Annotated in this window: 21 protein-coding genes and 1 riboswitch; of the genes, 4 read left to right on the top strand and 17 right to left on the bottom strand. The window is 42.9% G+C overall.

From position 1 onward, the window contains the following. Positions 1-520: 520 nt before the first annotated feature. The 13 genes from DW793_RS06075 to DW793_RS15260 all read right to left on the bottom strand — a co-directional run bounded on the left by DW793_RS06075 (position 521) and on the right by DW793_RS15260 (position 14945). Positions 521-1618 (bottom strand): hypothetical protein, encoded by a 1098-nt coding sequence (locus DW793_RS06075; protein WP_118157366.1) that lies wholly within the window; start codon positions 1616-1618, stop codon positions 521-523. After that, positions 1611-2114: an RNA polymerase sigma factor gene (locus DW793_RS06070; RefSeq protein ID WP_117938377.1), complete on the bottom strand. Its 504-nt coding sequence runs from the start codon at positions 2112-2114 to the stop codon at positions 1611-1613. The genes DW793_RS06075 and DW793_RS06070 overlap by 8 nt, the downstream gene beginning before the upstream one ends. Before the next feature lie 108 nt (positions 2115-2222). Beyond that, the gene (locus tag DW793_RS06065) at positions 2223-2822 is read right to left on the bottom strand and encodes a DUF4364 family protein (RefSeq protein WP_022288567.1); all 600 of its coding nucleotides are present in this window, start codon (positions 2820-2822) and stop codon (positions 2223-2225) included. Between the two features lie 27 nt (positions 2823-2849). Next, positions 2850-3941, bottom strand: a complete 1092-nt coding sequence (gene aroC / locus DW793_RS06060; protein ID WP_038671275.1) for a chorismate synthase — start codon at positions 3939-3941, stop codon at positions 2850-2852. Positions 3942-4027: 86 nt separating this feature from the next. Further along, on the bottom strand, positions 4028-5257 hold the full coding sequence (aroA, locus tag DW793_RS06055) for a 3-phosphoshikimate 1-carboxyvinyltransferase (RefSeq protein WP_118157365.1): 1230 nt from the start codon (positions 5255-5257) through the stop codon (positions 4028-4030). 12 nt (positions 5258-5269) lie between these two features. Next, positions 5270-6379 carry a 3-dehydroquinate synthase gene (gene aroB, locus DW793_RS06050; protein WP_118157364.1) on the bottom strand — a complete coding sequence of 370 codons (1110 nt, stop codon included), beginning with the start codon at positions 6377-6379 and terminating at the stop codon, positions 5270-5272. Between the two features lie 49 nt (positions 6380-6428). Then, on the bottom strand, positions 6429-6617 hold the full coding sequence (locus tag DW793_RS15890; RefSeq protein ID WP_390624644.1) for a hypothetical protein: 189 nt from the start codon (positions 6615-6617) through the stop codon (positions 6429-6431). A gap of 56 nt (positions 6618-6673) precedes the next feature. Beyond that, positions 6674-6898 (bottom strand): LURP-one-related family protein, encoded by a 225-nt coding sequence (locus DW793_RS15885; RefSeq protein ID WP_390624643.1) that lies wholly within the window; start codon positions 6896-6898, stop codon positions 6674-6676. 112 nt (positions 6899-7010) lie between these two features. Beyond that, the gene (gene aroF / locus DW793_RS06040) at positions 7011-8033 is read right to left on the bottom strand and encodes a 3-deoxy-7-phosphoheptulonate synthase (protein WP_038671269.1); all 1023 of its coding nucleotides are present in this window, start codon (positions 8031-8033) and stop codon (positions 7011-7013) included. A gap of 350 nt (positions 8034-8383) precedes the next feature. After that, positions 8384-9637 (bottom strand): GTPase HflX, encoded by a 1254-nt coding sequence (hflX, locus tag DW793_RS06035; protein ID WP_181979725.1) that lies wholly within the window; start codon positions 9635-9637, stop codon positions 8384-8386. Positions 9638-9931: 294 nt separating this feature from the next. After that, complete coding sequence (locus tag DW793_RS06030; protein ID WP_118157363.1) at positions 9932-12268, bottom strand: diguanylate cyclase; 2337 nt, start codon at positions 12266-12268, stop codon at positions 9932-9934. Positions 12269-12351: 83 nt separating this feature from the next. Further along, positions 12352-14103 (bottom strand): EAL domain-containing protein, encoded by a 1752-nt coding sequence (locus DW793_RS06025; RefSeq protein ID WP_252969697.1) that lies wholly within the window; start codon positions 14101-14103, stop codon positions 12352-12354. Continuing rightward, a complete protein-coding gene (locus DW793_RS15260) occupies positions 14076-14945 on the bottom strand; it encodes a hypothetical protein (protein ID WP_252969695.1) in 870 nt (289 codons plus the stop codon). The genes DW793_RS06025 and DW793_RS15260 overlap by 28 nt, the downstream gene beginning before the upstream one ends. 251 nt (positions 14946-15196) lie before the next feature. Here DW793_RS15260 and recQ point away from each other — a divergent pair, with 251 nt between their 5' ends. After that, entirely contained in the window at positions 15197-17482 is a 2286-nt protein-coding gene (gene recQ / locus DW793_RS06020) for a DNA helicase RecQ (protein ID WP_118157361.1), read from the top strand. 111 nt (positions 17483-17593) lie between these two features. Continuing rightward, a riboswitch (TPP riboswitch) is annotated at positions 17594-17703 on the top strand. 58 nt (positions 17704-17761) lie between these two features. Then, a complete protein-coding gene (locus DW793_RS06015; RefSeq protein ID WP_117877970.1) occupies positions 17762-18346 on the top strand; it encodes an energy-coupled thiamine transporter ThiT in 585 nt (194 codons plus the stop codon). Positions 18347-18434: 88 nt separating this feature from the next. Here DW793_RS06015 and DW793_RS06010 read toward each other — a convergent pair whose 3' ends face one another. From DW793_RS06010 to DW793_RS06000, 3 genes are all read right to left on the bottom strand, one after another. Further along, a complete protein-coding gene (locus DW793_RS06010; RefSeq protein ID WP_118157360.1) occupies positions 18435-20108 on the bottom strand; it encodes a bifunctional diguanylate cyclase/phosphodiesterase in 1674 nt (557 codons plus the stop codon). Between the two features lie 153 nt (positions 20109-20261). Then, the gene (locus tag DW793_RS06005; protein ID WP_118157359.1) at positions 20262-21197 is read right to left on the bottom strand and encodes a uridine kinase family protein; all 936 of its coding nucleotides are present in this window, start codon (positions 21195-21197) and stop codon (positions 20262-20264) included. 92 nt (positions 21198-21289) lie between these two features. Beyond that, positions 21290-22876 (bottom strand): MBL fold metallo-hydrolase RNA specificity domain-containing protein, encoded by a 1587-nt coding sequence (locus DW793_RS06000; protein ID WP_118157358.1) that lies wholly within the window; start codon positions 22874-22876, stop codon positions 21290-21292. 209 nt (positions 22877-23085) lie between these two features. Here DW793_RS06000 and spoIIID point away from each other — a divergent pair, with 209 nt between their 5' ends. Further along, positions 23086-23352 carry a sporulation transcriptional regulator SpoIIID gene (gene spoIIID, locus DW793_RS05995; protein WP_038671255.1) on the top strand — a complete coding sequence of 89 codons (267 nt, stop codon included), beginning with the start codon at positions 23086-23088 and terminating at the stop codon, positions 23350-23352. Between the two features lie 123 nt (positions 23353-23475). Here the strand turns inward: spoIIID and DW793_RS05990 are convergent, their stop codons facing one another. After that, complete coding sequence (locus DW793_RS05990; RefSeq protein ID WP_117877944.1) at positions 23476-23802, bottom strand: winged helix-turn-helix transcriptional regulator; 327 nt, start codon at positions 23800-23802, stop codon at positions 23476-23478. 276 nt (positions 23803-24078) lie between these two features. Between DW793_RS05990 and DW793_RS15255 the strand changes: the two genes are divergently transcribed. Further along, complete coding sequence (locus DW793_RS15255) at positions 24079-24294, top strand: hypothetical protein (RefSeq protein ID WP_252969694.1); 216 nt, start codon at positions 24079-24081, stop codon at positions 24292-24294.

Here is a 24294-nt window from a genome sequence, read left to right as displayed (position 1 = left end):
TACATTTCTTTTACGTCTTTATGTTAGACTTTAATTCTTTTTCTCAAAAGAATCTCTCAAGGGTTTCGTACTATTCGTCTTTGTTCAATTTTCAAGATGCTGTTTCGTTGCACTCTTTTGTGTCGTGCAACTTTTACATTATATCACACTTTTTATCTTTTGTCAACCCCTTTTCTGAAGTTTTTTCAAAAAAGTTTTTTGACTTCCGATTTTTTCGTGCTTTCTAATGTGCTGTCTTAAATCAGCTTATCTATTATATCATATTAGCTAAGGTTTGTCAAGACTTTTCTTTGTGAACTTTTTATGAAGTTCTTTTTGTGCTACTCCTCAGGTCTCTTCTGTTCTCCCGAACCTTTTACCTTCGTTTCGCTTCTTCCTTTATCGCTCTCTCTCGAGGCGACTTGTTTATTTTATCACTTTTATGCCTTTTTGTCAAGCGTTTTGTACCGTTTCTATGTTTTTTATAGATATTTTCATTATTTTGCACAGAAACAGTACAAAACTTACACAATATTGACGATCAGAAGAACGTCGAATATATCTTTGACTCGCCTACATGATAAACTACCCCGTCATTGAACGCAAATACAACTGTTAGAGTAAAAGTACCCTTGCTGTCTGTAAAAGCGCCGTTCTGCGAATGTACAGTAAGCGTCCTGCACTCATTAGTATAATTAACGCCGAATGTCTTATTCACTTCCTCTATAGTCGATCCAGTCTTTATTCCGCCTATAGAGAACTCAGGACAATTATCCAAAAACAATCCCATGACATCACATTCACTTGCCTTAGCTTCTTCATAAGTATAATTGTCAATGGTCATGCTTCCTGAATATCCTGTTGCACCATTGCTGAAGAAAGTTTCCATATCATCTTCCGCTATCACATAATTCTTCGGGTCAACGCTCTCAGAATAACCGCCTAGACCTGCCGCCCAAAGACCCATATCCGCTACATCACTATACTTTGCAGGAAACGCAAATGCCCTGCCTTTTAATGTCATATCAAAAAGTCTTTCGTCCTGCACATATATCTCAGGGTAAACAGGGTCTTTTTCATCGAACTCTATAGGGTCTTCCGTTTCATTTTTGGACGATGTGATCTCCGATTTGCTGTCGTTTGCATTACTATCTGTATTTTCTGTATTACTATTGTCTGAAATAATTCCGCCATTGTTGTCACTTATGTGGTCATTATCTGCTATCTGCGTATTTCCACCCGTATTGTTGTTTATATTGGGCGTATCGTCCGTCTTGCCGTTGTCGATTTTTGAATCATGTGTACTGTCGACAATGCTTTCCTCTGTTTCGCCACCAGCTACTGTCTGATTTTCGTCAGAGCCGTTCCCATTTCTATTTATAAGGTCAGGCGACCAACTGTCATTGTACTGCACTGATGAACTGCCGCTTGTCTTTATGCTGTTTTTATCAGTTTTGCTGTCGGATAAAAACAGACCTGCTCCAACTGCCACACACAGTGCCGCCGCACATACTCCGCCTATCCACATAGGTTTCCTGCTTACCACCGCAGTATTGTTGAGCTTATTTTTCAATTCCTCGACCTGCTCTTCATCAGGCTCTATCTGCTCTTTCATGCCTCTGAAAAATTCCTTATTCATAGAAATATCCTCCTTTCAGCTTTTCTTTCAACATTTCTCTTGCCCTTGTAAGCTGCATTCTCACCGTTCCACTGCGTACTTTCACTATCTCAGCTATCTCATCAGTAGACATCTCTTCAAAATAGTAAAGATAGACCACCATTCTGTATTTTTCAGGCAGTTCCGTTACAGCACAGAAAACATCATTTTCCTCACGGCTTCTGAAAAAGCTTACCTCTTCCTTTCTTTCTTCAAGGGGAACTGTACGCCTGCGCCAGCTTGACAATGTTATCTTTTTGCACTGATTGAGAGTAGTCCTGATAAGCCAGAACTTCTCCTCATCATTGTCCTTGACTGTTATCCCCTTTCGATAAGCTGCAAGAAACACTTCCTGAAAAACATCGTCTGCATCTGCTTTTGAGCCAAGACGTGCTATAGCGATTCCATAAACGGTACTTTTATATTTATCTATAAGCCTGTCTATCTCTGAAGGCGTATTTTTCAAATTGACGTCCATTTGATCACCCCTTTATAATAAATACTTTTTCTCTCCCGAAATGTCACAAAAAAAATAAATTTTTTTTCAAAAGCCGCCTGAGCATATGCCCAGACGGCTCAACTTTCTTTAGAACAATCCCTGCTCCTCTGCAGCAGACGGCACATATTCCTCATTCTCGATTATATAGTCCACCACTCTGCAATAGAAATCTGTAGGATTCATCTGAATTTTCGATTTTATATAATTTGCCTGCTCCTGATCAGGTGCGTAAAGAGTTATGTCCATAAGCACCATATCATCGTCACAGCAGCGGCAATGCACGTTATAACCACGCTTTGCAGGCTTTATATCAAAGCTTACGTCACGATCGTTTTTAAGCTTGACGAACAGTCTTAGACCTGCCGCATATATCTTATCTCTAAAACTTTTCGGCACGAGTTTTTTAAATTTCTCAGCGCCCTCAATGCCCTTTTCAGTGAGCCGATAGTAATTCGTGCCTTCTATTTCCGCAAGCTCCAGCGTGCCGTTTTCCAACATTCTGCTGACAGCTTCCGTATATACAAAATAATTCACAACACCCTCGCCCGTGGCTATCTCTGTCAGCTGATTAGGCGTACAAAGCTGATTTATCTGACCCAGAAAATAAGCCAGAAGTATTTGAACCTCATACACGTCGGAAATGTTCTTCATGTTCTCTGATATATGAGCCTCAGGATTTTGTACCAAGCTATCAATCCTCCTTTGGAAATTTCTCTAAAAATTTGGGTATTCAAGCATATGATTGAGCAAAGCTATATTAACAGCCGCCTCAACACATGGCACAGCTCTTGGAACAACACAAGGGTCGTGTCTGCCCTTTACTTCGAGAGTTTCATTTTTCATAGCTGAATAGTCCACAGTTGCCTGCGGTCTTGCAATTGACGGAGTAGGCTTGAAAGCCACTCTAAGTGTGATAGGCATACCAGAAGCTATTCCGCCCAGTATTCCGCCGTGATTGTTTGTCTTTGTTACAACGTGACCCTTATCATTTACATAGAACTCGTCATTGTTCTCAGAGCCTGTCATTTCCGCCACCTTAAAGCCTGCACCAAACTCCAGACCCTTTACCGCAGGGATACCGAAAATAAGCTGAGCTATAGAGTTTTCAAGTCCGTCAAAGATAGGCGAGCCGATACCGGCTGGAACATTGATAGCGATACATTCTATAATTCCGCCAACGCTGTCCTTATCCTTTCTTGCCTTGTCTATCTCCTTTATCATTTCGTTGCCCTGAACGTCGATAATAGTCGGGAACTCTTTCTCACGAACTTCCCTTATCATATCCTTAGTGGTATTGATAGGGTCAAAAGCCTTATCCTTTATGCCATGGATCTCTGCGATATGAGCGCCCACATAGATACCTCTTTTTTCAAGTATCTGACCTGCCACTGCTCCTGCAAAGCATAGGGGCGCAGTAAGTCTGCCTGAAAAATGTCCGCCACCTCTTACATCATTGAAGCCTCTGTATCTCAATGCGCCTGTATAATCGGCGTGACCCGGTCTTGCAAGCCTTGAAAGATTTGAATAATCCTGTGAATGCTGGTCTGTATTGGCTATAAGCGCACAAAGAGGAGTACCCGTAGTCTTGCCGTTAAAATAGCCAGACATTATCTGCGGCATATCCTTTTCTTTTCTCTGTGTAGAGGTCTTGTTCTGTTTAGGCGCTCTTCTTGCCATAAATTGATATATCTTGTCAAGGTCGATGCTCTCCCCCGGCGGTACATTATCCATAACAACGCCTATTGCAGGGCCGTGGCTCTCACCGAAAACGGTAAAGCCTATATTGTTGTTCCATGTTGATGACATTTTACTTCCTCCTGTCAGCTTATAAAGCCTGTATAAATAACGGCAGATACCCGCCAGATCAGTACAAATTTTTGTACTAGCCCACGTTAAGGCTCACGGCTTATCTCTCCTCCGATGCTCTCATATACCTCAAAGAAATCAGGATATGACTTGCTGACGCACTCCGCACCGTTTATCTTCAGTGGTGAAGTACATCTTGTGGCAGCCACCGCCATTGACATTGCGATCCTGTGGTCGTTGAAGCTGTCAACTTCTCCGCCATTCAGCGAGCCAACGCCCTCTATCTCCAATCCGTCCTCAAGCTCAGTTACCTTTCCGCCAATTGCGTTAAGGCACTGTGAGATAGCCGAAAGTCTGTCGCACTCCTTTATCCTAAGACGTGCGGCATTTCGTATATAGCTTTTTCCCTCGCAGAAGCTTCCAAGTACTGTAAGAACAGGTACAAGGTCGGGTATATCCGAACAGTCGAGGTCAAAAGGCCGCAAACCGCCATTTTTATTATACACTATTTTATCGCATATTTCAACAATTTTTTTATCTCCCTGAAAAGATTTTTCAGAAAGCCCTGCGATATCAATATCACTGCCCAAAGAATTTGCCACCTTGAAGAAAGCCGCCTGAGAATAATCCCCCTCAACTCTGCCGCTGAAAGGCATATAACGCTGACCGCCATTTACAAAATATCCATTCTCTGTTTCCTCAACCTGACAGCCATGCTCTCTCAAAGTGCCTAGAGTTATGTCAACATATGGCTTTGACTCCAAATGAGAAGTGAGTATTATCTCGCTGTCCTCATCAAGAAGCGGCAGAGCAAACAGAAGCCCTGTGATAAACTGAGAAGATATTCCACCGTCAACATAGAACTTGCCACCTGTGAGCTTTCCGTTAGCGGAAAAAGGCATGGAGTTGTCATATTCAAAGCTTACGCCATGTTTCGGAAACTCATCAAGATATGGTGTGATAGGTCTTTGCGGAAGCCTGCCCCTGCCGGTGAACTGAGTATCCACCCCAAGCGCACAAGCAACAGGTATGAGAAATCTCAGCGTTGAGCCGCTCTCACAGCAATCCAAAACTGCGCTCTCAGGAATATCCTTTATGCCTTCTATCACAGCCTTGTCGCCGTCAAAATCTATTTTCGCCCCAAGCGCCCTCATGCAATCCATAGTCGCAAGGATATCCACCGAGGGATAAAGATTTGTTATCTCAGAAACGCCGTTTGACAGCGCCGCCGCTATCACCATTCTGTGTGCAACGCTTTTTGAGGGCGGAACTGTCACCTGTCCGCTGAGTTTTTTCGGAAATACAGTTATGTTCATCGCTATCCTCCGTTACATCTCTGTGATTATTTCAGCTATCTGCTCCTCGGATATCTCTTTGCCGTACTGATTTTCACCGAAGCACATCATCTCGCCTATTTCTTTTTGGAAAACAAATCTCAGCTTTCCGTCACGGACCTTTTTATCTGTATAAAGCTTTTTCAAAAGCGCCTTTCTGTCAATATAATCAGGTATTTTTGTAGGAAGCTTTGTCCTTTCAAGAAGCTTTTCCACACGCTGTTCATTTTCATGGGATATGAAACCAAGCTTCTCGCCCAATCTTGCCTGTGCCACCATGCCGATAGCTACAGCTTCGCCATGATATAGTCTATAATCAGACACAGTTTCTATAGCTCTGCCGACAGTGTGACCGAGATTAAGCACCTCTCTCAGACCCGACTCTCTCTCGTCTTTCATTACCACTTTGTACTTGACTTCGCAGTTTTTCTTTGCGATATACTCGCAGGCTTCACCGTCACATTCAAGCACCTTTTCCACGTTTTTTTCAAGATACTCAAACAGCTCCTTATCACCAAGACAGCCGTGCTTTATAGTTTCCGCAAGACCGCTTGAAAGCTGTTCTTCAGGCAGTGTTTTCCATGTGTCTATATCCAGATAAACTTTCTTAGGCTGATTGAACAGACCGATAAGATTTGTAGCAAGTGGCGTATCAACGGCAGTTTTTCCGCCAACTGATGCGTCAGCCGCCGCAAGGAGCGTTGTGGCATAATTCACAAAAGGCACTCCTCTGCCGAATGTTCCTGCAACAAAGCCTGCCAGGTCTGTGACAACTCCGCCGCCAACGGCTACCACACAGCAATCACGGCGAAAGCCTTTTTCAAGCATAGAGTCCTCAACAAACTCTTTCATCTGCCTGGTTTTGGACTTTTCTCCCTCAGGTATCACAAAAAGCTCGGCTTTCAGACCTGCGGCATTGAGCCTGTCATAAATATCTCTGCCATAGAGATCCACAACGATAGAATCCGTCACAACGGCAAATTTCTTTATCTTTCCCACAAGACCGCCTTTAAGGTCGCTGACAAGCGTATCCTGCAATTTTCTGCCTATTTCTATATCATAAGAATCGTCCACGACCCTTTTAAGCTCGCAGTTGAATTTCATTTATATCAAAACCTTTCAGTACAATTTTTTACACAGTTATTGCAAGAGCCTAATTGCCGTCTGAGCATTTCTCGGCGTCTATCGCAAGTGCGATCAGCAATCCCGCCAAAGCATTGCTATCATCATAAACGTCTATGACATAGGTATCAGTAAGGTGCAAAAGCTCCTTTGACACACGCATTATCTGTTCAGCACCGCTATAAACGGAATAGTCCCAGCCGAAAATATCACCGTCCACTCTCCAACCGCAGAAATCAATAAGGAACTTTGGCTTGAAAAATGTAAACTCTTTCTTTATACAGCCATATACTCTCCGCCTATGTATATCTCAAAGGTAGGGAAAATTTTCAGCACCTTTTCTTTCAGCACGCCGACCTTGTTTCCCACGTTGTCGTATATCTCCAGCAAGTGACCCCATGAGAGCCTGCCTTTTACGCTGAAAACTGCGTTACCGTATTCGTCGCACACATCATAGCTGTCAAACCATGAAAAAAGCCTTTGTTTAAGCACAAGTTTCATCGTTCCTCCTCCTTTGTACTTTATCCATTTACAGTTCTAAAACATTATACCACATAACTGAATATTTGTAAAGAAAAAGAGGTGCGAAAACACCTCTTTTTCAATGTCTTGTTTATTCGTTTACATCAAGAGGCTTGCCCATGAACTCGGAAAGTGCCTTAACTTTCTTCATTGTTTCAGCGAACTGTGCAGGAGTAAGTGACTGCGCACCATCGCTCCATGCGTTCTTAGGGTCGTTGTGTACCTCTATCTCAAGTGCGTCACAGCCTGCTGTTACAGCACAAAGTGCCATTGGCTCAACAAGTGAAGCGATACCTGTAGCGTGGCTAGGGTCGATAGTGATAGGAAGGTGTGTTTTCTGCTGAAGCAGAGGAACGGCTGAAAGATCGAGAGTATTTCTTGTGGCAGGCTCGAATGTACGGATACCTCTTTCGCAAAGGATAACGTTCTGATTGCCCTCAGACATTATGTACTCAGCGGACATGAGAAGCTCCTGAAGTGTTGATGAAAGTCCTCTCTTGAGAAGAACAGGCTTGTCGCTTCTGCCGAGAGCCTTGAGAAGTGTGAAATTCTGCATATTTCTTGCTCCTACCTGAACAACGTCAACGTCAGCAAAGCAGTCAAGATCAGAAAGATCCATGATCTCAGTAACGATAGGCAGACCTGTTATCTTTCTAGCCTGAATAAGAAGGTCGATGCCCTCCTTGCCAAGACCCTGGAATGAATATGGTGAAGTTCTTGGCTTGAATGCGCCACCTCTGAGCATTGTTGCACCTGCTTCCTTTACAGCGATAGCAGTTGTGATTATCTGCTCCTCAGTTTCAACAGAGCAAGGGCCTGCAATGACCTGAAGCTTTCCGCCGCCTATCTTTCTGCCTGCAACGTCGATAACAGTATTATCAGGGTGGAACTTTCTGTTAGCATTCTTGTAAGGCTCCTGAACACGCTGTACATTTTCAACACATTCCTTAGCCTGAACTGCTTCTATATCGATCTGAGTTGTGTCGCCAATAAGACCGATAACATTTGAATGAACACCCTCTACCAGATTCGTCGATACGTGGAACTGGTCGAGCCAGTTCAAAAGCTCTTCTACCTGTTTTTCCTGTGAATTGTTTTTCAATACGATGATCATGTTACTTTCCTCCGAAAATCAAATTTGTATAGGCAATAAAAACAGCCGTGACATTCTTTTACAAGAAAGCCACGGCTTATAATAAACGCATATATAAAAACAGAAACTTCTCTATACGCCTATTCTGATCTCGTCGCTTTCTTCACACGCCAAAAAAACTCGAAGCCATAAAAGTAGCTCAAGCTCATAAAGAAGTATGTAAAGACTGCAGACATGATAACAGTAGACATATTCTGTTTTTTCCTTTCGATTTATTTGTTATTGCTAACCACGATTATTATACTCTCACAGGCAGGGCTTGTCAATAGCCATGCCGAGAGTTTACACTTTTTTAACGTTTGCAAAACACTTTATTCTTCGTTTTTCACCTTATAGCTTTCCACAAGATGATAGACCTTGATATCCACAAGAGCGTCAAGAACGATACCCTCAGCGGTATAATCCTCGCTGAATATCCTGCCCTCCTGCCTTATGGTGTTCACAAGACCCGCCTTGTCAAAAGGCAAAAGAAGCCTGCATCTTACGCTGTTTTCGGGTAACGCCTTTTGTATAGCCGCAAGCAGGCTGTCAATGCCTGTGCCGTTTTTGGCGGATATCTTCACCGCTTCACCCGACGTGTCAAGCTCGTTTATATAAGGCACTTTGTCGCACTTGTTGAACACTGTCACCACAGGTATTCCCTCACAGCCAAGCTCTTTGAGCAGTTCAAGGGTAACTTTTGCCTGCTCCTCGCAGTCATCAGCCGAGGCGTCGCACACATGGATTATAACGTCCGCACTTGCTGCCTCTTCAAGAGTGGATTTGAAAGCTTCCACAAGCTGATGCGGCAGACGTCTGATAAGTCCTACCGTGTCAATAAGCGTCACCGACCTGCCGTCAGGAAGCTCTATAGCCCTTGATGTTGTTTCCAAAGTCGCAAAAAGCTTGTTCTCTGCAAGCACGCCCGCTTCTGTAAGATAATTAAGCAGTGTGGATTTGCCCACGTTTGTATAGCCCACTATCGCCGCTGTAAGAACACCGTCTTTCTTGCGGCGTTTTCTCATAAGCCCACGACGCTTCTCTATCTCCTTAAGCTCGTCTGAAAGTGCCGCAATGCGTGTTCTGATGTGTCGCTTGTCAGTTTCAAGCTTCGACTCACCAGGACCTCTTGTGCCGATACCACCGCCAAGACGTGACATATTAGTTCCCATGCCTGCAAGCCTTGGAAGTCTGTATTTGTTCTGTGCTATCTCTACCTGCAATCTGCCCTCACGAGTAGTCGCACGCTGAGCAAAGATATCCAGTATGAGCATAGTTCTGTCAATAGTGAAAACGCCGCACACGTCCTCGATATTTCTTATCTGTGTGGCTGTAAGCTCGCAGTCAAAAACTATCCTGTCGATATTTTCATTTCTGCATATCTCAGCCATTTCTTCAAGCCTGCCTGAGCCTATGCAGGTACCGCTGTCAAAGGACGGCCTTTTCTGTGTCACTCTCGCTATCACCTCGCCGCCTGCTGTTTCTGTCAGCTCTTCAAGCTCGTCAAGGGAAAGCTCCACGTCATACGAACCTGTGTCCACTGCCGCAAGCAGCACACGGTCTTTCTTTATTGTGTTGTCAAACATTTCTGCCATATTAATCACTCCTAATGTCTGTTATCAAGCCGCTCTTCGGCTTTTTCAGGCATAAAAAAACACACCCTCAGGCGTGTAACCAAAACGTTATACGGAAGAGTCGGAGCGGCTTGTGCCAATGCACCTGCCTGATATTCGGTTTAATAGTTTCTCACCCATATTCTTGTAATTCTCATGTCATCCGACGCTCCTTTCGTAAAATATGTTTTATTATATCACAGCCATGATATTTTGTCAAGCATAAAAACAAAAAGCAGGCTGCCTTTTTCAGACAGCCTGCAAATGTTATTCATAATCGCTTTTAAGAATACTTCTCTTGTGCTTTTTTTCCTCATAAAGCAGGATATCAGCATGGCTGAGAAGCTCGCCTATCTCAAGCGTGGCACTGCATACGAACGGATAAACGCCTACGCTCGTATGGATTATATATGGCTTATCGGCAGCATATTTAATGTTGTATTCTCTTGTGACCGCTTCTATATGGTTTCTCATTGACGGGATATCTATTGCGTTATCAAGAAAAGCACATACAACGAACTCATCGCCACCTATACGACCCACTATCTCACTGTTTCCAAAAGAGTGTTTAAGTATCTTTGCCGCAGATAGTATAGCAAAGTCGCCCTCCTCGTGACCAAATTTATCATTTATGGTTTTCAGACAGTCAAGGTCGGCAAAGACCATGATAGCCTTTTCACCCTCGTTTTTGTCATTGCTTAGTCTTTTACGAAGTTCCTCAAAAAATCCCCTTCGATTGTAGCAACCCGTCAAAGCGTCCTGCCTTGAAAGATCTCGAAGAAGCTCATTGTTTTCCTTGATCTCGATAAGGCTCTTTTTAAGCTGCTTCTGGGTAACAGCCTGCTGCTTCATCAAGGTTATTATTTTAAGTGCCGCACAAAGTTGAACTGTCACCGACTGCAAATAATTAAAATACTCATGCTTTATCTCACACATCAGTATTCCGTAATGCTCCTCGTTAGAGAACAATGGTGATACCACTAATGTATAACGTCTGTCTGTTGGCAGATACTTATTCGACAACAGCTCTGTATACTTTACAGCCTGCTCTTCATGTGGGAGCTGGATAGCGTCAGAACCATTGTGATAGGCTTTGAGATACATATATTCCGGCGGTTGCCACTTATCTGTACCAAAGTGAATAATGGCAGGCTCGAAGCTGAACAGAAAGCTTGATTCCATATGAAGCCTCGTAAGCTTATCCACAACGGTCTCATATGCTCTGTCATCATAAGCTTCAAATACAAGCATATCCCTTGTGATAGAGTTTGCCTGCCATGCAAGAAACTCATTATCCTCAAGCTTTTCCTTACAGTAATTCGCATTGCGTTCTGCCAGTATCTTGTATATCTGAATAAAAGTCTGATTTAACTTCAAATGTCTCTCCACGTTATCAAAACGAGAAATAAGCTTTTGCTGAATATACTCAACAGAAGCATAAAGCTCATCAACGCTCACAAACCTAAAAAATTCTTCACTGGCAAGAGTTGAGATCATTTCTAATACCTTGTCTTTTTTGACCTCATTATCAAGATTTTCCTCACGGGCATAATCATCAAGAGCATATATTATCTTGACGTAAACTTCTCGCATTTTCGCAGTTGTTTCACTTGCACTGTATTTATTGAACAAAAACTGGCTCATTCTTCTTGCAAACGCTTCCGGATCATCTGATATGCGACCAAAAGATATGGTTTTTAATTTTGAGTTGCCCTGACAGCCGCAGGAATTTCTTCTTACCATTTCTGAAGAGATCTTATCGTTGTTTATAGCCTTATTTATAACATAGTTCACAGCCTCCTGAACGGCATGATAGCCAAGCTCAGAAGGGTCAGCCTTGACAGTCGTCAAATGCGGATTAAGCTCCTCAGCCACTGGATCGTCATCAAAGCCTGTCACAAGGATATCCTTACCAGGACGTATTCCACGTTCTTCCATAGCCTTATAGCCTGCAATTGCCATCTGGTCGTTTGCAAAAACTATAGCTTCAAGTTCTGGATTATCGTCAATTAGCTTTCCGACTTCGTCAACACAGAATTTCGAAAAATTGCCATATGCAACACGCTTTTCGTCATAGATGATACCATTTTCCTCAAGAGTCTCCTTGTAAACGTCAAGTCTTTCAAGGGCATCATCACTTGTTTTAGGTCCGCTTACCATACCTATCTTTTTACAGCCATGCACCTTTATAAGATGTTCTATAGCCTCCTTCATTCCCGTTCTGTTGTCGAGCATGATACAAGGATAACCATCAATATGTGCCGTTATAGTTATAACAGGCGTTCCAGCAAATTTTTTCAGAAACTGAACCTTATGCTCGTTGTCAAGATATGTTCCAAGTGTGCCGATAAGCACAAGCAGAACGTCGAACTTATTTGCCGCCGCCATATCAAACAAAGTATTATACTGATACTCATACACCGTTCTCAGCTTGTCGGCATAGATCCCATCTATATATCTGCCTGGAAAAATAACGAGGTCAGCGTCGCACTGCTCTGCGCCTATCATTGCGCCCTCTGCAACCGCATCGTCAAAATCATCTTCAAGGTGGCTCACCAAAAGTCCTATTTTTATACGTCTGCGTTTAGCAGTATCATTCATCATCTCATGATCCTCCGTACAAATCAGCCGTGCTGCTTCAGACGATCTAAAGCAGCGTCACACAAGGCACGCCTATGGGCTTTGCCTTATTTGTTTATCTTGATATCTTTCTTACAGTCGACTACTGAAAGCGTACCATTCGGACTTCCAAGCCACCAGCCATCGCCTGTAAGGAACATTACGTCGAACTGACAGCTTTGTGCTGTCACGTCACCTTTACCTGTTTTGTCTCCAACACCTGAAACAGAACCGCCCTCGCAATAAAGCTTAAAGACAGTATTTTTAAGCTCACAATCCAGCTCGCCGTCCCTTGTTCCCACACAGTTGAGAGTTCTTCCCTTCATGGAAATGTTGAGCCTGCCATCAAGAATACATATCCTTCCGGTCCCGTTACTCATAACTCCCACTGCAGTCAGGTTATTTCCAGAAAGCTCACAGCTCATGTTATAGTCTGAAATGCTTATATCAGCACTGCCCTTTACGGCACCAATGCCCACTGACATTCCTGCCGCAAGCTTTAGTCTGCAGCCACAGTTTGATATAGTCACATCTGCGTCGCCATCGATGCTTCCAATACCAACGCACCTATCGCCACTGCAATTTACAGCTATATCACCGCCTGCAATGACAATACCATCTTTGCAGCCTCCTCCGCCTATGCCGACGCACTTGTCGCCATTTGCAGTTATATCAAGAACACCTGTCATTGCGACAGTTATCCTTCCACAAGGCTGCTTGCTGTCAGTACCTATTGCATAGCAATCCTGTGATTCTGATCTGATATAAAGCTCACCTGAGCCTACAAGCTCTAACGACGATCCCTCAGGAACATAAATACCTCTGCCGTCTATACGATCTTCACCGCTGCACACTATCCTGACTCTCGAACCGGTGCCTAGCTTTATGATCGGCAGATCCTCATATATAGTGAGCCATGCGTTTTTCAAGTGAATGACGCAATCAACACCATTACCAATTGTCACGGACAAAGGCACCGCACAATCGTCCTCAGCCTTTCCTGAAAGAGTAAATGTACCTGTGCCGAGAAAAATGTCAGAATATCTTTTTTTATACATCTCAGCAAGGTCGATAACGTCATTATCCTCAGCGTGGAAGACCTTTTTATCTTTATCTCCAGCCTCGATACTGTAAGCCACTATCTCCTCACGGATATTTTCTGAGATATCGTGAATAAGCACAGGCTTCGGCTTAGAAACATAATAACCCTGAATAAGATCGACGCCGAAATATATCATGGTTTTAAGTTCTTCGCTTGTTTCAACACCCTCTGCAAGTGCGGTATATCCGCTTGAATGGAAATATTCCACCATTTTTGAAACTATCTTCTGAGCCTTAGGATTCTGGTCAATACCAGAAATGAGGGAACGGTCTATCTTTACCACCTCAGGATCATATCGCAGAAGATTCGATGTATTTGAGTAGCCTGTGCCGTAATCGTCAATAGCAAGGCTCATATTGTTCTTTTCAAGACGCACCCTTATTCTATCGAGGTCATCCTCGCTGATCTCTGTCTGCTCTGTCATTTCGATAACGACCTTTTCAAGAAGTTCGCCATAGTCATTGACGATCGCATAAAAATCCTTATCGTCAAGAGCATGAGATGATATTGAATTTATATACAGCCTGCGGTTTTCAAAATCAAGCTGATGCTTGCTGAGATATTTAAGAGTATTTTTCAGTGTAGCTTTCTCTATATCGTAAAGTCTGCCAAAATTTTTAGCACAGTTGAGTATCTGAAGCGGATTGAGTGCTATATTTCCCTTTGTTCTCATAAGCGCTTCATAAGCGACTATCTCGCCTGTTGAAGAACTAACGATAGGCTGAAAATGATATGTAAACAGATTTTTATCAAGAAGCTCTGAAAAAGCCCTGATATTCTCGATATCGCTCTTCTGCTTTGCATATTTTTCAGGATCAAAGCAGCAAATACTGCCTGCACCCTTTGCCTTAGCTCATAGAGTGCAAAGCCTGCTGCGTGCATGAGTCTTGCTGGCACTTCAAAGCCGCTGCTTATGCCTGCCGTCACAGAAAGCGAATGATTTGAAGACGATCTCACTCCAAATTCATCTGGCAGGCAACACTCCTTCACCGCTTTACGTATATTGTCAGCAAATTCCTCAGGCTTACCTCCAAAGCATGGAACATATATCCAAAACTGACCGTCTGAATTGAATGCCGTCACAGTATTTTCAGGCAAAACCGCAACAGCCGCCTTAAGTGCCTCCCCTATGCAGTAGTCTGAATCCAAAAGCTTCCCTGCTCCATCAAATCTTACAAGAGCAAGCAATGATGAGCGTGTCATTCCATCAAGAAGTCTTACAAGCTCTGATTGTGGTATAATGTCGATCCCTTCAAAAACACTTTTTGACATATATTCTTTCGACAGATACACTATTCCGGCGGTAATGCCACTTGGAGTGTCAAGAAGTTCTATACACAACGGCAGGCCAAGATCTCGTCCTCCGCCGTTCAATGCAACTATATCTCTGAACTTGTCATAATCTGTGTTCTCTCTAAGTCCCATAAGAGCACGACAGTTTTCATCGGCATAAAACTCTCCGCTTTTCTCGTCCATAACAAACCCGCCGATATTGTGCCATATTGAACAAACCTTTCCCCAGACAGCACCAAAATAGCTTTGCCACAATTTATTTTCCATATCCATGATCTTCACCATGCCTGAATATACGACTGTGTTCAGACAATCCTTCCTTTGGAGATTTGTTAATTTTTTATATTTTTATAACTAATTATTTATCAAGCCTATTATAACATAATTCCGATAAAATTACAATAGCGACTAAGGAAAAGATGTTACAAAATCGTGCATGGAATTTTGTATATCTGTTTGACTTAGCTGGTTTTTGGTAGTATAATATAAGCATACACACAATGGAAAGTTAGGATAAAATGACAGATTTTCGCAATAAGTATTCAGTGCTTCAGGACTTTTTCGGACACTCTCAGTTCAGAAACGGTCAGGAGCAGATAATAGACAGCATACTTGCAGGGCGTGACTGCCTTGGAGTTATGCCAACAGGCGCAGGCAAATCTATGTGCTATCAGATACCTGCTCTTATGTTTGACGGGATAACTATAGTTGTTTCGCCGCTCATATCCCTTATGAAAGATCAGGTGAACTCGCTGATACAATCAGGAGTGAGGGCAGCGTATCTGAACTCGTCACTGACGGCGGCACAGTATGAAATGGCTATATCAAACGCCGCACGTGGTATGTACAAGATAATATATGTTGCACCTGAAAGGCTGATGACAGGATCGTTTCTGTCACTGGCTTCGTCGGTGAAGATATCCATGCTTGCGGTGGACGAAGCCCACTGCGTTTCTCAGTGGGGACAGGATTTCAGACCTTCCTATATGAAGATACCCGAGTTTCTTGGCAAACTTCCCTACCGTCCCATAGTCAGTGCATTCACCGCCACTGCCACCGCAGAAGTAAAAGCGGACATTATCAAAATGCTTGAACTCCGTGACCCTTTCACTATAACCACAGGCTTTGACAGAAAAAATCTCTACTTTGGCGTTTCTCACCCTCATGACAAATACAGTGAAACAGTGAGGATAGTTGAGAAATACAAGGACAACTGCGGAATAATCTACTGCTCCACAAGAAAAAATGTTGAGAGTGTGTGTGAAAAGCTCTGTGCCGACGGCTACAACGCTTCACGCTATCATGCAGGACTTTCTGATGAGGAAAGGCGTAAAAATCAGGACGATTTTATCTTTGATCGTGTCCAGGTCATGGTGGCGACCAATGCTTTCGGCATGGGAATAGACAAATCAAACGTGAGCTATGTCATACATTATAATATGCCTAAGAATATTGAAAGCTATTATCAGGAGGCAGGCAGAGCGGGACGTGACGGCAACGAAGCAAAGTGCATTTTGCTCTACAGCAGTCAGGACGTTGCGACCAACAAGTTTCTTATAAACAATTCTCATGACAATCCCGACCTTGATGATGACACACTTGAAATGATACGCAAACGTGATCTTATGCGTCTGAAAAAGATGACCGATTACTGCAATACAAACGGCTGTCTGAGAGAGTTTATCCTTGGATATTTCGGTGAGAAGCAGGACAAGCCTTGTCAGAACTGTTCAGGCTGTTTGGGTGATTTCGGAGAAACAGAAGAAGTTGACGTGTCTGTGGATTGTCAGAAGGTGCTTTCCTGCATTTATAGACTTCACCAGCGAAACCTTTCTTTTGGAGCAGGTGTCATAGCACAGATACTTAAAGGCTCAGACTCCGAAAAGGTAAAGCGTTTTGACCTTTCCACTCTTTCGACATACGGCATAATGAAAGACTCCACGCAGATATATATCCGCAGGCTCATAGCTTTTCTTGAAGCTGATGATTACATCACACAGACTTCACACGGGGATTTTTCTGTACTTACCCTTACAAGAAGGTCTGCAGAGATATTAATGGACAAAAAGACTATTACAATACGCCTTCCAAAGAAAAAGCCAAAGAGCGAAACGGTCACAAAGATCGGCAGGGACGAAGTTACGACATTCGACAAGGAGCTTTTCGGACGGCTCAGAGCAGTGCGGAGCAAGCTTGCGACACAGGCGAGTCTGCCTGCATATATCATTCTTACAGACGCTTCACTGCGTGATATGTGTATAAAGCTGCCTAAGACGCAGACAGAGCTTTTGAATATCTCAGGGGTGGGAAAGTCAAAGCAGGAACGTTATGGAAGATACTTTGTAGCTGAGATACAGAAATATCTCAAGGAAAATCCTGACGCCGCTTCGGGCTATAAATATATCCCTGAGGGCTATCTGCAAAAACAGATGGCGGAAGACGGTCAAAGCACAAAGGAATATATAATCGCCCACGCAGGTGAGCTTTCAGGCAAAGAACAGGATATGACCCTTTCAGAAGTATGCGACAGCATTTTCTATCAGCTCGGCACAGACGGCGATATAAGAAGCATAAAACTTGCCATAAAAGAATGGCTCATAGGTGAAAATTATCTTGCAAAAAACGGTGCAAACGGCAGGGGCTTTCTTGAAACTACAATACTTTCCCCCGAAGCAGGAATAATAGAGCGTGAAAAAATATCACAGCTTGGAAACAGCTACAAGACGATACTTTTTCCAAAGCAGGCGCAGGAATTTATTTTTGAGAACATAGAGGAGATACTCAGCAAAGATGTACAAAACTAATAATAAAATGCGGTTTTGTGACAAATATTTATGTTTTCATACAATTTAGGTGGGGAAAATCAGAAAAGCTATTGAAAACCCACGAAAAAAGCAGTATAATAACAATAGTACATAAAACGACACGGGAGCTGAATGTTTTTCGGCTGAGAAAGAGCAAATTGATGTTCTGACCGCACCTGATATGGGTAATGCCAGCGTAGGAAAATAGTGTGTATATCTATGCGTATGCCCTTTTATCAGGCATACGCATTTTTTGTACGCAGAAAGGAATGGTATAATATGAAAAATTCAAAAACACTCACATTGGTCGAGGGTGCAGTAATGGTGGCACTGGCAACAGTGCTTAGCTTTATCAGAGTATACAAGCTCCCTTGGGGCGGCTCTATCACACTGCTCTCCATGCTTCCTATAGCCGTTTTCAGCATTAAGCATGGCGTAGCAAAGGGTCTTGGAGCGGCATTTGTTTTCTCTCTCATTCAGTTCATTCAGGGTATCACAGACGGACTTTTCGGCTGGGGACTTTCTCCTATAATGCTCGTTGCCTGCATATTCATTGACTATCTTGCAGCCTACACAGTTCTCGGTGTGGCAGGAATGTTCAGAAAGAAAGGCGCAGTAGGCTGGATAGCAGGAACGATGATAGCAGTTTTCCTGAGATTTGTTTGCCACTTCATCAGCGGCGTTGTTATCTGGAAGTCATTCGGCGCACTGTGGGACGGCTTCTCAACAGACAACAGCGTACTCTACAGCCTGCTTTACAACGGCTCATATATGCTTCCTGAAATGATATTCACAGCTATCGGTGCGTTTGCACTTTTCGAGATACCTCAGACTAGAAAGATACTTTCCACACAGGATAAATAATCACACATTGCAAAAGGCTGGCAGTCTGCGGCTGTTTTCATTCATGCAAAAAAAAAGGACGAACACAAAATGTTCGTCCTTTTATTTATCAGTTATAACCGCAGGCAAGACGTTTCTCAAACTCAACCGCAGGCAGAGGCTTGTCAAACACAAAGCCCTGAACAGCGTCACAGCCAACTTCTCTGAGATAGTCAAGCTGCTGCTCAGTTTCAACTCCCTCGGCGATAGTTTCCTTGCCAAGCTTTTTAACCATTTTTATAATGTAATAGAACATTATAAGATCTTTATCCTTGCCCTCATAATCCTTTTCAAGAGGAATAAAGGACTTGTCTATCTTTATTACCTGCAGATCAACATTCTTTATCATATTGAGCGATGAAAAACCAGTGCCAAAATCGTCCATAGATGTGACGATACCATTAGCTCTCAGACCATTCACGATCTCTGTGATAAGCTCAAAATTCTGATAATCCTCGCTTTCAGTAAGCTCTATTTCTATAAGCTGGTGATCAAGCTCGTATTTGTCGATCAAGGCAACTATATTACCTATCATATTTTTTTCTTCCAGGTGCTTCCTCGAAAAATTCACTGATATCCTCAAGGGTTCAAAACCCATATCTATGCGTTTTCTCAGCCATTTGCAAACTTCTTCAAGCACATAGTAGTCAAGCTTTATTATGCTTCCGTCATTCGTAAGAAGCGGAATAAACTCCACCGGTGCTGATAACCTTCCCTTTCTATGCCAACGTACAAGGGCTTCTGCACCAAATATCTCCTTGGTTTCGATGCGTACCTTTGGCTGATAATACACCTCAAACTCACCTGCCATAAGCCCAGCCATGAAGTTTGACAGCACTCCCTGAATTTTCATCAGTTCTTGTTTTATATTTTCGGAATACTCCATTACATGGCCTGCGCCAACTCGTCTTGCAGCAGCATATGCAATGCTTGCACGAGCCATTACTTCTCTTGGATATCTTATACCCACAGTTGACGAATATCCGATGGTTGCACTAAAAATAAAATCCTTTGATACTTTGCCATCATCATACCTTATGTTCATAAAGCTGAGCATATCAATATATTCTCTGAGCGATTCGTTCTTTACAAGCATAACGAAATTATCGCCGCCAAGTCTTGCGATCATCTCACCATCTGAAAGATTTCGGTATATAGTCTTTGTATAATTACGCAAAACAACGTCGCCCTGTTCGTAATTTAATACCTTATTTACATATTTGAAGTTATGTATATTGAAAAAGATTATACTGAAATCCTCTATCCTGTTTTGCGCTATAAGCATACCAGCATAGTTTATCAAAGCGTCTAAAGTTGCTGCACCTGTTTCGATATCCGTTTTTATAACATGAGTAACAAGCTCCTGCATAATTACCCTGTTAAATTGGATAAAAACAGTGTTTGCGATTATCTCTACGATATTCCTTTGCTCGTTATCAAAGCCATTGGAATTACCAGAATAAAAGGTCACTGTTATAAAGCCGCCTTCAAACAAAGGAAAACTTGCCTCAAAAGGCTCGTTTTCCACGTCCTTCTCTCTGTCATAAAGCACCATGAGCATATCTGCACCATCCTCACAAAGCTTTGTTGCAGGCATTTTCACTGCAAGCTCCGCTCTGACGATGTCAAGCTTGTCTGCCACAGCAGCCACAGCACTTTTCACCTTGGCACTGCATTTGTCCATATTCTCCGAATCTTCATATATCGTTCGGAAGAAAAGCATCAAATCATTATCAAAATTCATTTTTATCCCCACTAATTTTTTATTCAATGATCACGTTCAGGAAAACGTTTTCAAAAATACCTGTACTTACCTTATTTCATTTTACTACTTTTTATAAAAAAAGTCAAGCAAACATAGCAAAACGCCGTCCTTTTCCGACGGCGTTTTATCGTCTTAGTATCTATAGCTGCTTTCACCTACAAACTCCCTTGCAAGGGAATTTACAGGCACACTTTCGAGCATCACCGGCTCTATCTCCTCAAGGGCTTTTAGCATAGGCAAAAAGCGTTCAAAATCCTTATAGCTCCTGCTCTCACGTCGCAGTGTATCCAAAAGATAGTTCTTATACAAGGCAGGCTCATAAGCGTGAAAAGTATCCACTGAAAACTCAGCCCTGTGCTTGTATGGCATTATATACTTGTTCTCGCCAGCCTCAACGCTGTCGAACATATCTAGTGTTTCCGCTGCACTTCTGCCACGGAAAAATCCGTCCCTTATAAGTCTGCGCATAAGCCTGATATAGCAAGGATGCAGAAGCTCACCGTCTTTCAATTCAAGTCTGCTTCTTACACTGACGTACATACATCTTGCATAATCCCCAGCCGCACCTGTGACCTCTGGATTAAGGGCATGGATACCCTCAAAAACAACTATGTCGTTTTTGTTTCGTCTGAGTTTTTCTCCATCACGCCTGCATTGTTCTGAAAATTCAAACTTCGGCAGAACGACTTCCTCGCTGCTGTTTATCTTTTCCATATGCTCATAAAGAAGCTTTCGGTCTATTCTGTCAGGAGATTCATAGTCTGGCTTGCCGTCCTCTCCTATAACAGCGGTGAAGCTGTCAGCAGGCAGAAAATAATCGTCCATAGAGATAGTGTGGGTGTGTATCCCCCTGCTGTCAAGTATTTCCTCTATTTTCAACGCTGTTGTGGTCTTGCCCGCCCCTGACGGACCTGCCAAAAGCAATATAGGCTTCTCCTTTTGATGCTCCTCGATGCTGTCTGCAATGGCAACAAGCTTTTCATTATATTTTCTGTCGCACTCTTCAACAAAAAGCTTTTCGTCATCTCTGACCTTTCTGTTTATAGCACTGACGTGTATCTTTTTCATTGTGTGGTTTGTTCCTTTCGTATACGTCAGGCAACACCACACATAAAGCGTGCAGTGTTGCCCTGTATCTCATATTATATGTGCAGCAAAAGCTAATCGTTCCACTTTGCACAGATATTATTTATGGTATCAGTGAGCTTTGCAAGGTCTTTATTAGTAAGACCTGAGCTTTTGTTCACCAAAGCCGTCAGCCTGTCAAGAGCGCTGAGCAGACGCTGATAATTAGGCGACGCACCTGTCTTCTTGACTATCTTTATAGGGGTCGTGTTTTTGAACTCGCCGCTCATAAGGTCAAGCTCCGCACCGCTGTATGGTGCAAAGGCGTTTAGTCCGAAATCGTTACGCAAATGCTCCTTATACGCCTCGGCAACTGAATCCTCGCCGTGGTTGACAAAGACTTTCTTAGGCGGCTTTTCATAGCTTTTTATCCACCTGTCCAGACCGTCAACGTCAGCATGACCGCTCACGCCTGGCAGCACCAGTATCTCAGCCCTGACAACGACTTCCTCGCCGAAAAGCTTTGCCGTTTTTGCACCCTCCACAAGACTTCTTCCAAGGGTATTCATAGCCTGATAGCCCACAAAAAGTATGGTGTTTTCAGGTTTCCACAAATTGTGTTTGAGGTGGTGTTTTATTCTGCCCGCCTCGCACATACCGCTTGCGGAAATTATTATCTTAGGTGTGTCGATAAAGTTTATGGCTCTTGACTCGTCACTTGTGACAGCAATATTAAGTCCGCTGAAAGTGATAGGATTTATGCCCTTGTTCACATAGGACATTGCTTCCTCGTCAAAGCATGAATTTTTGTTCTTATTGAATATCTGCGTTGCCTCGATAGCAAGTGGAGAATCCACATACACAGGAAAATCCCCATGACCCGTCACCATATTCTCAGCCTTGATATGCCTTATAAAATACAGCAGTTCCTGAGTTCTGCCCACTGCGAATGACGGTATAACAAGGTTTCCTCCCCTATCAAAGGTCTTTTGAATGACCTCTGCAAGACTCTTTGCATAGTCCTTCGGCTTATCATGGCGACGGTTACCGTATGTGGACTCCATTACAACATAATCTGCCTCCGTTATATACTGCGGATCTCTGATAAGAGGCTGGTCAAGGTTTCCTATATCTCCCGAAAATACGATCTTACGTTCTTCACCGTTCTCTGTGAGCCATATCTCGATGCTTGATGAGCCAAGCAGGTGACCTGCGTCGATAAAGCGTACCTTTATGCCCTCGGATATCTCCGTCACCTCACTGTATGGGTGTGGGCAAAGGCAGGCAATAGCCGCCTCTGCGTCTGCCATAGTATAGAGTGGCGACACCTCGCCAGTGCCCTTACGTTTGCCCTTTCTGCTTCTCCACTCTGCTTCAAACTCCTGAATATGCGCTGAATCTCTCAGCATTATCTCACATAAATTACAAGTGGCCTCCGTTGCGTGTATCTGACCAGCAAAGCCGCCTGCCGCCAACAGTGGAAGCAGACCTGAATGATCTATATGAGCATGAGTCAGCAATACAAAATCTATATTTCCAGGAGGACAAGGTATCTTCGCATTTTCAAAATAGTCAACGCCCTGCTCCATTCCGAAATCCACCAGAAATCTCTTTCCGCAGGCTTCTATATATGTACAGCTTCCCGTTACCTCATGTGTTGCACCGATAAAATTAAGTTTCATTGCCCTTATCCCCTCGTTTCGTTCATATTCTGTGACAGTATCTCTATCACACTTACATTATAGCACATTCCCAGTGTGATTTCAAGCATTTTGCATAAAAATATTTGATTATCGGCAATTATTTTGTAAAGTCTGAAAGAACGTCAAGTAATAATGAGGTAAGCAACAGCATATAGATTACTACAGAAAAATTTAATGGGGTGTGAACAATGAATGGATCCGAAAAGGAACGATGTGTGCTGCTTGGAGAATATGTTGCGGCACACAGAGCCACGGTACGCTGTGCGGCAAAGGAATTTGGCATAAGCAAATCCACAGTACATAAGGATCTGACAGAACGTCTGCCGAAAATCTCTCCTCAGCTTTTCAAAAGCGTAAAAGAGGTCCTTGAGGAAAACAAACGTGAAAGACATATAAGAGGCGGAATAGCGACCAAGCATAAATATGAACAGCAGTTCAAAAAGGCTGTAAAATAACAGGCGTAAAAAGCTAGCATTTTTAAATTTACAATTTGATCTTACAACAAAAGACTGCATTACGACCATTTTCAGGTCGATATGCAGTCTTTTGCATTTACTTATTCTGTATATTATTATAATTCAATTAAATGATGCCTTATATTCATTTCCCCACTTCTCCATAGCGTCTAAAATAGGACGCATGGTCTCGCCAAGGTCGCTTAGCGAATACTCTACTCTCGGCGGCACTTCTGCATAAACAGTGCGAACGATTATCCCGTCTGATTCCATTGCACGGAGATTTTCCGTAAGCACCTTCTGACTTATACCTGTCAGTGACTTTTGAAGCTCATTAAACCGCCATGGACGCATACGCAAATTGCGCAGGATAAGCAGTTTCCACTTGTTGCCGATAAGCTGCACAGTTGTTGCTATAGGACATTCAGGCAGATCTTCTTTTCTCAGCATATTATCACCTCAATAGTTTCATTTAGAATGTTACATTCATTATAGCATATTACAAGCCAAAAAGCAACATTAGTTTTATTCATATAATGTTTACAATTTTATTTTTACATAAAAACAGCGTTTTTGCGCAAAACTTACTTTTTGGTAACTACCTTACAAAAAAGTGCGTACTTTTCAAGGTAAAAACTTTGTGATATGATAAAGTCAAGGAAAGAGATCAAGCGCTTGTTCTTCCGAAAGTCAAATCCAAACGCAAAACTTTAGGAGGAATATATTATGAACAAAAATACATTTACATCTGTTAAGCTCGCAAAAGGCGAAGTGAACGTTTACGATTTCGGTGGCATAAAGCTTCACGCTTACAAGACCAACGATTTTATCGACAACGAAGTTTTATCGTCGAGAAAAACGGCAAGGCTGTCGTTATCGAGTCACCTTGCTTCTTTGACAACAATACCGAGCTTGCAGACTATCTCAAGGACGTTGAGGTAG

Source organism: Ruminococcus sp. AM31-15AC (assembly GCF_003462045.1).
GTDB classification, from domain to species: domain Bacteria; phylum Bacillota; class Clostridia; order Oscillospirales; family Ruminococcaceae; genus Hominimerdicola; species Hominimerdicola aceti.
This window is presented reverse-complemented; position numbering and strand designations above follow the sequence as displayed.